The 11,787-nt window shown below is 58.0% G+C and carries 11 protein-coding genes and 4 tRNA genes; 6 read left to right on the forward strand and 9 right to left on the reverse strand.

What is annotated here, in order from left to right:
- Positions 1-100: 100 nt before the first annotated feature.
- The 4 genes from PMI32_RS06330 to PMI32_RS06315 form a co-directional block, all read right to left on the reverse strand.
- The gene (locus PMI32_RS06330) at positions 101-880 is read right to left on the reverse strand and encodes an ABC transporter permease (RefSeq protein ID WP_008032943.1); all 780 of its coding nucleotides are present in this window, start codon (positions 878-880) and stop codon (positions 101-103) included.
- Entirely contained in the window at positions 877-1,809 is a 933-nt protein-coding gene (locus tag PMI32_RS06325; RefSeq protein WP_008032944.1) for an ABC transporter ATP-binding protein, read from the reverse strand. Before PMI32_RS06325 ends, PMI32_RS06330 begins: the two co-directional genes overlap by 4 nt.
- 133 nt (positions 1,810-1,942) lie before the next feature.
- Positions 1,943-2,566, reverse strand: coding sequence for a glutathione S-transferase family protein (locus PMI32_RS06320; RefSeq protein ID WP_008032945.1), 624 nt, complete (start codon positions 2,564-2,566; stop codon positions 1,943-1,945).
- 43 nt (positions 2,567-2,609) lie between these two features.
- Complete coding sequence (locus PMI32_RS06315) at positions 2,610-3,269, reverse strand: transglutaminase-like domain-containing protein (RefSeq protein ID WP_008032946.1); 660 nt, start codon at positions 3,267-3,269, stop codon at positions 2,610-2,612.
- A gap of 249 nt (positions 3,270-3,518) precedes the next feature.
- Here PMI32_RS06315 and PMI32_RS06310 point away from each other — a divergent pair, with 249 nt between their 5' ends.
- Together PMI32_RS06310 and PMI32_RS06305 are read left to right on the forward strand one after the other, a co-directional pair.
- Complete coding sequence (locus PMI32_RS06310; protein WP_008032947.1) at positions 3,519-5,966, forward strand: acyl-CoA dehydrogenase; 2,448 nt, start codon at positions 3,519-3,521, stop codon at positions 5,964-5,966.
- A 74-nt stretch (positions 5,967-6,040) separates the two neighbouring features.
- On the forward strand, positions 6,041-6,448 hold the full coding sequence (locus PMI32_RS06305) for a PA2817 family protein (protein WP_008032949.1): 408 nt from the start codon (positions 6,041-6,043) through the stop codon (positions 6,446-6,448).
- Positions 6,449-6,632: 184 nt separating this feature from the next.
- On the opposite strand, the gene PMI32_RS06300 is transcribed toward PMI32_RS06305, so the two are convergent.
- On the reverse strand, positions 6,633-7,622 hold the full coding sequence (locus tag PMI32_RS06300; protein WP_008032951.1) for a LysR family transcriptional regulator: 990 nt from the start codon (positions 7,620-7,622) through the stop codon (positions 6,633-6,635).
- Between the two features lie 91 nt (positions 7,623-7,713).
- Here PMI32_RS06300 and PMI32_RS06295 point away from each other — a divergent pair, with 91 nt between their 5' ends.
- The 3 genes from PMI32_RS06295 to PMI32_RS06285 all read left to right on the forward strand — a co-directional run bounded on the left by PMI32_RS06295 (position 7,714) and on the right by PMI32_RS06285 (position 9,845).
- On the forward strand, positions 7,714-8,340 hold the full coding sequence (locus PMI32_RS06295; RefSeq protein ID WP_008032953.1) for an alanyl-tRNA editing protein: 627 nt from the start codon (positions 7,714-7,716) through the stop codon (positions 8,338-8,340).
- A gap of 91 nt (positions 8,341-8,431) precedes the next feature.
- Entirely contained in the window at positions 8,432-9,202 is a 771-nt protein-coding gene (locus PMI32_RS06290) for a 2OG-Fe(II) oxygenase (RefSeq protein WP_008032955.1), read from the forward strand.
- A 1-nt stretch (position 9,203) separates the two neighbouring features.
- Positions 9,204-9,845: a LysE family translocator gene (locus PMI32_RS06285; RefSeq protein WP_008032957.1), complete on the forward strand. Its 642-nt coding sequence runs from the start codon at positions 9,204-9,206 to the stop codon at positions 9,843-9,845.
- A 115-nt stretch (positions 9,846-9,960) separates the two neighbouring features.
- On the opposite strand, the gene PMI32_RS06280 is transcribed toward PMI32_RS06285, so the two are convergent.
- The 4 genes from PMI32_RS06280 to PMI32_RS06265 all read right to left on the reverse strand — a co-directional run bounded on the left by PMI32_RS06280 (position 9,961) and on the right by PMI32_RS06265 (position 10,375).
- Positions 9,961-10,036: transfer RNA gene (locus tag PMI32_RS06280), tRNA-Gly, on the reverse strand.
- Positions 10,037-10,039: 3 nt separating this feature from the next.
- A tRNA-Glu gene (locus PMI32_RS06275) sits at positions 10,040-10,115 on the reverse strand.
- A gap of 104 nt (positions 10,116-10,219) precedes the next feature.
- Positions 10,220-10,295, reverse strand: a tRNA-Gly gene (locus PMI32_RS06270).
- A 4-nt stretch (positions 10,296-10,299) separates the two neighbouring features.
- A tRNA-Glu gene (locus PMI32_RS06265) sits at positions 10,300-10,375 on the reverse strand.
- A 393-nt stretch (positions 10,376-10,768) separates the two neighbouring features.
- On the opposite strand from PMI32_RS06265, the gene PMI32_RS06260 reads away from it, so the two are divergent.
- Positions 10,769-11,527: a hypothetical protein gene (locus tag PMI32_RS06260; RefSeq protein WP_032829074.1), complete on the forward strand. Its 759-nt coding sequence runs from the start codon at positions 10,769-10,771 to the stop codon at positions 11,525-11,527.
- The last annotated feature ends 260 nt before the right edge of the window (positions 11,528-11,787 follow it).

Genomic DNA, 11,787 nt, shown 5'->3' on the forward strand with positions numbered 1-11,787 from the left:
AGGGGCAAGAGCCCTTTGGTTACTTTGGGGCTTTTCCAAAGTGACTCGCCGTAAGGGCGAAACCAATATCAGCCACTACCGAAGCAACGGATATGTACGCTTAAGTACGCATCCCCCGCCCACTAACCAACAACCGCGCACACCCGATATACAACACCACCGTCGCCACCAGCATGAACGTAATCGCCACACTGATCCTGATGTCCGAGACACCCAAAATCCCGTACCGAAACGCATTGACCATATGCAAAACAGGGTTCGCCAACGACACCGTCTGCCAAAACGGCGGCAACAACGAGATCGAGTAAAACACCCCGCCCAGATAAGTCAGCGGCGTCAGCACAAACGTCGGAATGATCGAGATGTCATCAAAGTTGCGCGCAAACACCGCGTTGATGAACCCCAGCAACGAGAAGATCGTCGCCGTCAGCACCACCACCAGAATGGTCACGCCCAGGTGATGCACCTGCAACTTGGTAAAGAACAGCGACAGCAACGTCACAATGAGCCCGACCATCAACCCGCGCAGCACGCCGCCCAGGGTGTAGCCGATCAGAATCGTGTGCGGCGACACCGGCGACACCATCAATTCCTCGATGGAACGCTGGAACTTGCTGCCGAAGAAACTCGACACCACGTTGCCGTAGGAGTTGGTGATCACCGACATCATGATCAGCCCCGGCACGATGTATTCCATATAGGTGAAACCACCCATGTCACCGATCTGCCGGCCGATCAGATTGCCGAAGATCACGAAGTACAAAACCATGGTGATCGCCGGCGGCAGCAGCGTCTGCGGCCAGATCCGGGTGAAGCGTTTGACCTCGCGATAAACGATGGTATTGAGCGCGACAAGATTGGGCTGCAGCTCGGAACTCATACCGCCACCTTCGACAGATTTTTCTCCACCAGGGACACGAACAACTCCTCGAGGCGATTGGTTTTGTTACGCAGGCTCAGCACTTCGATGTTCTGCTGCGCCAGTTGAGTGAACAGCGCGGTGATGCCCATGGACTTGTCGACCTGGACTTCAAGGGTATGGCCGTCGAGCAAACGGGTCGGGTAACCCAGCAACTGCGGCGCAACGCTCAGCATGTTTTTCGTGTCGAGCAGGAAGGTTTCCACATGCAGCTGGCCAAGCAGCTGTTTCATGCTGGTGTTCTCGACGATCGTGCCGTGGTCGATGATGCCGATGTTGCGGCACAACTGCTCAGCCTCTTCCAGATAGTGCGTGGTGAGGATGATGGTGATGCCTTTCTGGTTCAGCTCGGTGAGGAACGTCCACATCGAACGACGCAGCTCGATATCGACCCCCGCCGTCGGTTCGTCGAGGATCAGCAGGCGCGGTTCGTGAACCAGCGCGCGAGCGATCATCAAGCGACGCTTCATGCCGCCGGACAGTGAACGCGACGGCACATCGCGTTTGTCCCACAAACCGAGTTGGGTCAGGTATTGCTCGGCGCGTTCCTTGGCGATTTTCGGCGGGATGCCGTAATAACCGGCCTGGGTCACGACGATGTCGAAGGTTTTTTCGAACTGGTTGAAGTTGAATTCCTGGGGCACCACGCCGATGGAGCGCTTGAGCTGTGCAGGATTCTTGTCCAGGTCGTTGCCGAAGATATTCACTGTGCCGCTGGTTTTGTTCACCAGGGTCGAGAGAATGCCGATGGTCGTGGATTTGCCGGCGCCGTTAGGGCCGAGCAAGGCGAAAAAGTCACCTTCGGCGACGTCCAGATCGATACCACTCAGGGCCTGGAAACCGTTGCCGTAGGTTTTGGTTAGCTGCCGGATGGACAGAGCGGAACTCATATCGGATTTACGCACCAAGAAGGGAAGAAAGGGATCAATAAGGGCGGGCGGCGAGCATTGCAACCGCAGCGCATGAGCGCAATGGTGCTTGTCGCCGCCACACAAGTACAGTCAAGTGTGTCGATAGTGAGTATTAAGTCAACGCGGTCATAACGGCTTTCTTGAACGCCGCACGCTGCTTCAGCCGTGCATACCAGGCTTCCAGATGTGGCTGCGGCGCACGCTCGATCGGCATCTCGAACCAGGCATAAATGAAGCTGCCGAGTGGAATGTCGCCCATGCCGATTTCATCGCCGGACAAGTACGGTTTGGCCGCCAGTGCCTGATCGGCCATTGCCAGCAAGCCATTGCACTCTTTGATTGCGGCGTTGATGGCGGGCCAGTCCTGCTGGTCCGCCGGTGTGCGCAAGACACCCCAGAACACGGTGCGGAACGGCCCGGCAAAACTTGAAGTGGTCCAGTCCATCCATTTGTCGGCAGTGGCGCGGGCTTTCAGGTCCGAGGGATACCAGGCGGTGTCGTTGGCGTGGCGGGCCATCAGGTAACGCACGATGGCGTTGGATTCCCACAGCACGAAGCCGTCGTCTTCAATCACCGGTACGCGACCGTTGGGATTCATCGCACGATACTCGGGCGTATCGACTACGCCAAAGGCGCCGCCCGCATCGATGGCTTCATAGGCCAGGCCCAGTTCTTCGGCGGCCCACAAAGGTTTTCTGACATTCGACGAATTTTTCCGACCCCAGATCTTCAGCATGACCGCCTCTTGATTGATGAATGCGCAGGCAGCATACGCCGGATCAGCCGCGACTCAAATCGCTCTGCATGTCCCCCAACAGCGACGGCAACTGTTCGCTGAACAAGTGCGGATAGCACTTTTCCAGGTGTTCGAAAAAGAACGCCTCCGGCACATCGGTGAACTGACCGTGATCGATCAGGTACTCCATTAATTTCTCGCCGTCACGATTGAACGGGTGGAAAACGCTGTCGTTGATCCCGTCGAATTCCAGCGGCGCAACGTTGAACATTTCACAGAGTTTCTGGTTGAACGCCGGCGTGGCTTTGACCCAGCGATCGTTCAGGTACAGCTCTGTATAACCATGCATGGCGAACACGTCACTCTTGAGCAATTCCAGCAAACGCGGGGTCGACAAGTGATTGCGCACATCGGCCAGGCCGATCCGCGCGGGAATCCCGCAATGCCGCGCCGCACCGGCGAGCAGCGTGGCCTTGGGCACGCAATAACTCTCACCGGTCGCCAGCGCATAACTACCGCGCAAGGTCTCTGGATCGCGGCTGAACGTGTAAGGGTTGTAACGCACGGCCTCGCGCACTGCGTAATAGAGATTGATCGCCTGCTCGAGCGGGTCGCGGTTACTGCCGCGATGTTTTTCGGCGAACTCCACCACCGACGGGTGGTCACTATCGATGAAGCGGCCGGGACGCAGATACTCGTGCATGAGAACAATCTCCTGGGGAAGCCACGAGTCTAGCGACAGGTTCAGCACAGAGATAACGACGTTTCGGCCAAACATGGACGCTTTGCCGCCCGCTCGGCGAACGACTTGCCCAGCCCGATGCAAATCGGTCCTACAAAACTCATCGAAGGTTTCCCACGATTTCAATCACCTCGCTCTGACCACCCTGTTTTGCGGATGCCGTCTAAGCTCTGAAGGTTGGTTTTGCCCTGGTTTCACGGAGGATTAAATATGCTGCTGTTGTGGATACTGGTTCTGGTTGTCGGGATTGCGTATTTAGCCCACCGCCGTATCGCCCCGCTACCCGCCCTGTGCATCGTTGCCGTTTATGTGGTCGCGATGGGGGCCTTCAGTCGTGCGCCTGGCTGGCTGCTGCTGGTGCTCTGGGTATTGATCGCAGCGGTGGCGGCCCCCTTGTTGCTACCCGACCTGCGCCGCAAATACTTCAGCGCGCCGCTGTTCAACTGGTTCCAGAAAACCCTGCCGCCGATGTCGGAAACCGAACGCGATGCCATCGACGCCGGCACGGTGTGGTGGGACGGTGAACTGTTCAGCGGCCGTCCGGACTGGGACAAACTGCTGTCCTATCCCAAAGCTCAACTGACCGAAGAGGAACAAGCCTTCATCGATGGCCCGACCGATGAGCTGTGCGCGATGGTCACTGACTGGCAGATCGGCCAGGACATGGACCTGCCGGCCGCAGCCTGGACCCACATCAAGGAAAACGGTTTCTTCGCCCTGATCATTCCCAAGGAATACGGCGGCAAGGGTTTTTCTGCCTACGCCCATTCCCAGGTGGCCATGAAACTGGCGACCCGCAGCGGCGACCTCGCCTCCACTGTGATGGTCCCCAACTCCCTCGGCCCGGCTGAATTGTTGCTGCATTACGGCACCGACGAACAACGCAACCATTACCTGCCACGACTGGCGCGTGGCGATGACATCCCGTGCTTCGCCTTGACCGGACCATTGGCCGGCTCCGATGCCGGCTCGATGCCCGACACCGGGGTCATCTGCAAAGGTGAATGGGAAGGCAAGGAAACCCTCGGCCTGCGCCTGAACTGGGAAAAGCGCTACATCACCCTCGGCCCGGTCGCCACCCTCCTCGGCCTGGCCTTCAAGGCGTATGACCCGGATCACTTGCTGGGCGATGAAGTGGATCTGGGCATCAGCCTCGCGCTGGTCCCGACCGACACCACCGGTGTCGAGATCGGCCGTCGTCATCTGCCATTGGGCGCTGCTTTCATGAACGGCCCGAACTCCGGCAAGGACGTGTTCATTCCGCTGGACTTCCTCATCGGCGGCCAGGACATGCTGGGCAAAGGCTGGATGATGCTGATGAACTGCCTGTCGGTCGGGCGCTCGATTTCGTTGCCTGCGGTCGGCACTGGCGCGGCGAAGTTCACCAGCCTGGTGACCGGTCAATACGCGCAGATTCGTGAACAGTTCAACGTACCGTTGTCGGCGTTTGAAGGTATTCAGGAAGCCATGGCGCGCATCGGCGGCAACGCCTGGATGATGGACGCGGCGCGGATGCTCACCGCCAACGCGGTGGACCTGGGCGAGAAACCGTCGGTGCTGTCGGCGATTCTCAAGTACCACCTTACCGAACGTGGTCGCGAGTGCATCAGCCACGCCATGGACGTGCATGGCGGCAAGGCAATCATCATGGGGCCGAACAATTACCTTGGGCGCAACTGGAATGGCGCGCCAATCTTCATCACCGTCGAAGGCGCGAACATCCTCTCGCGCAACTTGATGATCTTCGGCCAGGGGGCGATTCGCTGCCATCCATTCGTCCTGAAAGAAATGGCCCTCGCCGGGCGTGAAGACAAGGATCAGGCCCTCACCGAGTTCGATGGCCTGCTGCTCAAGCACATCGGTTTTGCCGTGAGCAATGCTGCCAGCACACTGGTGCTGAACCTTGGTTTCGGTCAATTCGAACATGCACCGGGAGACAAGCTCAGCCAGGGGTACTTCCGTGCGCTCAACCGTCAGGCGGCTGCGTTCGCCCTGCTCGCGGACTTGAGCATGATGTTGCTGGGCGGTGAACTGAAACGTCGCGAACGTCTGTCGGCACGCCTGGGGGATGTGCTCAGCAACCTGTACCTGGCCTCCGCCGCGCTCAAGCGTTACCACGACCTCGACTCACCGGAACACATGGCGCCGCTGTTTACCTGGGCCATGGAAGAAAGCCTTGGCCAGTCGGAACGCGCGCTGGATGAATTGCTGACCAACTTCCCGAACAAGGTTTTGGGCTGCCTGTTGCGGGTGATTGTGTTCCCGCTCGGTCGCCGTCACAAAGGACCGTCGGACAAACTCGGTGCAGAAGTGGCCGCGGTGATTGGCCGGGCCAAGGGCGATCCAACCCTGGAAGAACTGCTCGGCGGATGCTTCCGTCCGCAGTCGGCCGATGACGCCGTCGGTGCCCTGCAACACGCGTGCGACCTGTTGAACGCGGTGCAGCCGGTGCAGAAAAAACTCCACATGGCGCTCAAAAGCGGTCAGGTCAAACCGGTTGCCGGGGAAAACGTTATCGACGCCGCGCTGGAGGCTGGCGTGCTGCAGCCGGTGGAAGCGCACAACCTGCGCAATGCCGAAGTGGCGCGACGCAAGGTGATCGATGTCGATGACTTCGACAAAGAAGAGCTGAAGCTGGCTAAAGGAAAGGTCCGCTGATCCTGCTTGCGATGTAAAAAAGGGCGCAGGAGCTTTATACTCCCGCGCCCGTTTTGCTCTTGAGGACTTATCTCGTGTCCAACATCGTTGCCGATCATCTCGTTTTGCTCGACCACCTGCGCAGCATCCTGGTCGCCGTGGGTGAGGCCGATCAGGTTCCCGAAGAAAGCCATGCCTTGTTCCTGGAGCGCTTCGACGAACTGCGTGCATTGCTGCCGGTCGACCCGATCGAAAGCCAATACCTGGGCCAGGACATCCTGTGCCAGGTGATCACCCGTTACCCGCAAATCGCTCACCTGGTCCCGCGTGACCTGTTGTGGTATTTCGCCGGTGACTGCCTGCACTACATGCCCGATGATGAAATCGACTTGTATCAGGCGCTGGAAGAACGTCGCTTCGAAGCTGAACAGAACGACGAACCGTTCGACTGGAATCAGGAAAAGCAGTTGCTGGCAATGTCGAACGACGACAGCAAGCACTGATCCCCGGTAAGAAATGCAAAAGGCCCGTATGGTTGAACATGCGGGCCTTTTTTGTGGCATGTGTAGGAGCGAGCTTGCTCGCGATGGACGTTAACGAAGACGCGGGATACCTGATTGAACCCGGCGCCCTTGAATTTTTCGCGAGCAAGCTCGCTCCTACGAAATCAAAATGCAGTATGGCCCGTCAGAACAATCCATCACTCTCGGGCAACTCATATTCCGCCGCGCCTCTCCCTGGCTTCCCCGGCTTACTCAACGTCGGCTCCTTCCCAAGACATTCCACCAGATAGTCGATCAACACCCGCAACTTGGGTGGCATATAACGGGTCGGTGAATGCAGTAACCACGCCCCGCCGTGGTACGACGCCAGAAACGTCCAGTCCGGCAACACTTGCACAATCAAGCCCTGCTCCAGCGCATAACGCGCGGTGAAGTACGGCAGGCTGCCAATCCCGATGTGTTGCAACACCGCACCCAGCCGCACACCGGTGTGATTGGCGGCATATCGCCCACGCACACCGACGGTGACGGCCTTGGTGCCTTTCTTGAATTTCCAGCGCGCATCACTCGGGGTCTCACCCAGGTAGATGCAACTGTGGTTGAGCAAGTCATGGGGATGGGTCGGCGTGCCGTGCTCGGCCAGGTACTGCGGGGTAGCACAGAGCAAATGGTCGATGGTCAGCAACTGCCGCCCAACCAGCCCGGCAGGCGGCCGATCAGTGATACGAATTGCCAGATCGACGTTGTCGTCGATCAAATCCACCTGACGGTCTTCGAGTAACAGCTCCACATCCACTTTGGGATAACGCCGCAGAAATTCCGGCATATGCGGGTGAATCACGAATCGTCCTACGGCTTTTGGCACGCTGACTCGTACCAGCCCTTCCGCTTCATGGGTGAACTGACCGCTGATTTCCATCACCGACTTGGCTGCGCTGACCATCTCCTGGCAACGCTTGAATACTTCCTCGCCTCCGTCGCTGAGCCGCAGTTTGCGAGTAGTGCGTTGCAACAGGCGCGTGGCGAGTGCCTTCTCCAGACGCGAAATGCTGCGACTGACTGCCGACGGTGAAGAGCCCAGCTGACGCGCCGCTTCGGAGAAACTGCCGGTCTCGACAACCTTGACGAATATCGCCATTTCACCGAGCAACGGCAGAGGAAGATTTATGCTCACAGCGCAACAGTCCTTTGATGTTTGAACGGATTATCACGCAATTCCACGCTTCATATAATAAAAAACAGAATCTTTAATGAGGACATGGAATATGACGCTTCGCCTCTTTTTCCATAGTGATGACCTCAAGGCTAACGTGGAAGTCCTCGATTGCACGCCGCACGAGAACGAATTCGCCGTGGTGCTACGCGCCACACTGTTCCACCCTCAGGGCGGTGGACAACCCTTTGACACCGGCTGGATCGGCGAAAGCCAGGTACTGCGCGTGGTCCAGGACCCGGACCGGATCATCCATTTCGTTGACCGCCCCGTCCCTCTCGGCATGACCCAGATTCGCATCGATGAACAACGTCGCCAGTTCAACGCACGGATGCATTCCGCCGGCCATCTGATCGGCCATTTCGTCCAGGCCATGGGCTGGATGCCGATCAAGGCGCATCACTGGCCGGGCGAGGGACGCGTGCAGTTCAAACCGGTGGATTGCGCGCAAGAGGTTGACGCCCGGACCATCGAGTCCGGCATAGAACAATGGATCGCCCACGACCTGCCGCGCCTGACATCGTTGCGCGAGGGTGCCCGGGAAATCGGTTTCGGTGAACTGCCCGCCTATGGCTGCGGCGGCACCCATGTACGTAGCCTGAAGGAATTGGGCACGGTCACGATCGCTTCCGTTTCGCAGAAGAAAGGAACGCTGTCAGTCTACTACAGCGTGGACTGAGCATTTGGGCGATGCCGACTCCGGCATCGCCTGGCGCCGGGGGGCCTGCATTCGCGGGTTCCGTTGACTATCCGATAGATGGACCTGAACCATGATGCTTGACGTCGAGCGTCTCGATGAGACGTGCATAAAAAAACTGGCCAACGAAGAAGTCCTCGCCATCCGGGTCAAAAGTTTCCTGGCCCCGCCGCTGGCGATTCAGATCGGCGACAAGATTCTCGAGCCCGGTTTCGAAGGCTATATCAACGCACCGAGCATCGGTCGTATCGGCATGGCGTTTTATGAGGCTGAAAACCAGCCACTGTTGATCGAAGACTATTTCGAACGCGCCACGCGCAACATCGCGGAACTGCGCAACCGTTGCGCGCCCTACTCGTCCCCTGTCGACACCCTGCGCTGCATGCTCGATGAGTCCTGGCCGGCGGGCGCGCACCTGGAAAACCTCTACGGCCGCAAGATGTATGTCGGTTTGTCCCGAGTGGTGAAACCCGGCGTGTGCTTTCTGGCCCACCACGACATCTTCGCCAAGGACGCTCCCGACAGTTACCAGGCCAGAAGCCTCGATGCGCAATTCGCCTGCAATGTTTACCTGAACATGCCCACCGAAGGCGGCGCGCTGCAGATGTGGGACCACGACATTTCTCCCGACCAGTTCGATGAAATGCGTGGCGACAGTTACGGCATCGATCCGGCGTTGCTCGGCACTCCGATCCTGGAGGTCCTTCCGCAACCTGGTGATTTCATCATGTTCAATTCGCGCTGCATGCACTCGGTGACACCGGGCGTGGCCGATCCGCGCCTGAGCCTTTCTTTCTTTGTCGGCTATCGCGGCAATGCTTCCCCCCTTACTTTCTGGAGTTGAGATGCAGTTTTCGAATTACCTGGGCGAGTTCCTGGCGCTGGCGACAATTCACTTTCTGGCCGTGGTCGCCCCCGGACCGGACTTTGCGGTCACCATCCGCCAGAGCGTGCGTTTCGGTCGGTGGGTAGGCATCTGTACGGCGCTGGGCATTGGCGCGGGCATTTCCGTGCATGTGCTTTACACCCTGCTTGGCGTCGGCGCGCTGATGCACACCACGCCCTGGCTGCTGACCGTGGCCAAGGTCATCGGCGGTGCCTACATTTTGTACCTCGGTGTGAGCCTGTTGCGCAGCAAGCCCAAATCCGCGCTGGAAGGTGACAAAGAAGCCGATGAGCCGGTCGTCGAACAAACGCTGCTGAAGGCATTCACCACCGGGTTTCTGACCAACGCGACCAATCCCAAGGCCACGCTGTTTTTCCTGGCGATCTTCACCACCCTCATCAGCGCCACGACCCCGCTGAACATTCAGGCGCTTTACGGCCTCTGGATGTGTTTCGTGAACGCACTGTGGTTTGTCATCGTTGCCCTGTTCTTCTCCAGCAGCCGGGTGCGCGTGCTGTTCATGCGCATGGGGCATTGGTTCGAACGCACCATGGGGGTGATTCTGATCCTGTTCGCCGGGCGCCTGATTCTGTCGATGTAAAAACCCGCCCATGCAAAAGGCCCGCTCAGTCTGACTGGCGGGCCTTTTTTTCAAGCTTGGATACGAATTTTGCACAAACAAAAACGCCGCTCAATGAGCGGCGTTTTTGTGAATTTGGAGCGGGAAACGAGACTCGAACTCGCGACCCCGACCTTGGCAAGGTCGTGCTCTACCAACTGAGCTATTCCCGCAAATGGCGTCCCCTAGGGGACTCGAACCCCTGTTACCGCCGTGAAAGGGCGGTGTCCTAGGCCACTAGACGAAGGGGACACGCTGCCCGGAACACATGGTGTGTGTTTCGGTGCCCAGACCCGCATCCGAAGACTTGGTTCTGGTTTCACTCAGCCCTGCCCGAAAGCAACGCTGTTTAAAATTGGAGCGGGAAACGAGACTCGAACTCGCGACCCCGACCTTGGCAAGGTCGTGCTCTACCAACTGAGCTATTCCCGCATATTGGCGTCCCCTAGGGGACTCGAACCCCTGTTACCGCCGTGAAAGGGCGGTGTCCTAGGCCACTAGACGAAGGGGACACACGTACAACATTCACTCCCTACCGCGTTTCGCTGTGTGCTTTACGCTGTAAGTGGCGCGCATTCTATGGATGGATTGAGGGGTCGTCAACCCCCAGATATAAATTTATTTAAATCAATGACTTCGCCCTGCTTTGAGCGGCGAATACGGCTTTTTGCTCGCCCTGTGTTTGACGCCTATATTCTGACACCCGCCAAGACGTTATAGTCCACCCACGCAACAGATGATGGCAATGTGCACCACGCACACTATTACTTATATAAGCAGGTTTGCGGTCGATACAGGCATAAGCCTGTTCGTTTCAACCCGTCGAGCGGCCCTATGCGCTCCCCTGCCAAGCCACTACACTCGCACGCGAATCCCATAAAGAGGTCTTACCGGTGACACCACTCATGATCACCCTGCTAGTCGTAGCCGGGATCGCACTATTGATCGCCATTGGGTACATGAACCATGTGGTGGAAAACAACAAACTGGAAAGGGCCCGCACCAAGGTTGAACTCAACGACCGCCTGCGTCGCTGTGGCGAAATTACCGAAACGTTTCCTGGCCAGTTGATGACTCCGGCTCTCAAGCTGTTGTTGACTCGCCTGGAACTGAACGTCTGCCAACGCCTGTTGAATCTGGAAAAATCCAGCGCCAACCTCAAGGTGCGGATCAGCGAACTGAACACCCTGGTCGCGCAGGGCGAATCGATCCCGGTCAACAACCCGCCGGCACCGATCCAGACCGAAGCCAAAGCCAAAGATGTACGCTTCCTGCTCGAGGCCCTGCACGGTCAGATCACCCGTGCGGCACAGGACGGTTTCCTGCCAACCAACGAAGCCAAACGCTGGATCCGCGAAGTTCGCCACATCCTGGTTCTGTTGCACATCGAATTCTTCAACAACCTCGGCCAGCACGCCCTGCAACAAAACCAGCCTGGCCAGGCTCGCCTGGCGTTCGAACGTGGTGTGCAATACCTGCGTAAACAACAGGAACCTCAGGTCTACGCCGAACAACTCGAATACCTGGAAAAGCTCCTGGCCCGCGCGAATGCACAAGTCATGGACAAAACTGCGCCGGCTGAAGGCGAAGTGAACCAATTGACCGAAGGCCTCAAAGACGTCGAGGCGGATGCGGACTGGAAGAAGAAAGTGATTTACGACTGATCACGGAAAGATGAAGAGCCACCGACAAGGTGGCTTTTTTTTGTGTTGAGTTTTAGCGGCGGGTACATCCGGGGAAGATTGGGCGGCTGTCAGGCCGTCATCGCCGGCAAGCCGGCTCCTACAAAGGGCGTGGTACATCCGCGAGAATCAGGTCGGTTGTCAGGCCGCCATCGTCGGAACGCCGCCCGCAGCAAGCCGGCTCCTATGGTTGATCGTATTTATCCAAACACATCTGCATTTCCCTTGTAGGAGCCAGCTTG

Source organism: Pseudomonas sp. GM60 (genome assembly GCF_000282415.1).
Classification (GTDB): Bacteria; Pseudomonadota; Gammaproteobacteria; order Pseudomonadales; family Pseudomonadaceae; genus Aquipseudomonas; species Aquipseudomonas migulae.

What these genes read in the sequence shown, in the direction of transcription:
- PMI32_RS06330 (WP_008032943.1), bottom strand. Translation starts at nt 880, where the DNA reads ATGAGTTCCGAGCTGCAGCCCAATCTTGTCGCGCTCAATACCATCGTT.
- PMI32_RS06325 (WP_008032944.1), bottom strand. Translation starts at nt 1,809, where the DNA reads ATGAGTTCCGCTCTGTCCATCCGGCAGCTAACCAAAACCTACGGCAAC.
- PMI32_RS06320 (WP_008032945.1), bottom strand. Translation starts at nt 2,566, where the DNA reads ATGCTGAAGATCTGGGGTCGGAAAAATTCGTCGAATGTCAGAAAACCT.
- PMI32_RS06315 (WP_008032946.1), bottom strand. Translation starts at nt 3,269, where the DNA reads ATGCACGAGTATCTGCGTCCCGGCCGCTTCATCGATAGTGACCACCCG.
- PMI32_RS06310 (WP_008032947.1), top strand. Translation starts at nt 3,519, where the DNA reads ATGCTGCTGTTGTGGATACTGGTTCTGGTTGTCGGGATTGCGTATTTA.
- PMI32_RS06295 (WP_008032953.1), top strand. Translation starts at nt 7,714, where the DNA reads ATGACGCTTCGCCTCTTTTTCCATAGTGATGACCTCAAGGCTAACGTG.
- PMI32_RS06290 (WP_008032955.1), top strand. Translation starts at nt 8,432, where the DNA reads ATGATGCTTGACGTCGAGCGTCTCGATGAGACGTGCATAAAAAAACTG.
- PMI32_RS06285 (WP_008032957.1), top strand. Translation starts at nt 9,204, where the DNA reads ATGCAGTTTTCGAATTACCTGGGCGAGTTCCTGGCGCTGGCGACAATT.
- PMI32_RS06260 (WP_032829074.1), top strand. Translation starts at nt 10,769, where the DNA reads ATGATCACCCTGCTAGTCGTAGCCGGGATCGCACTATTGATCGCCATT.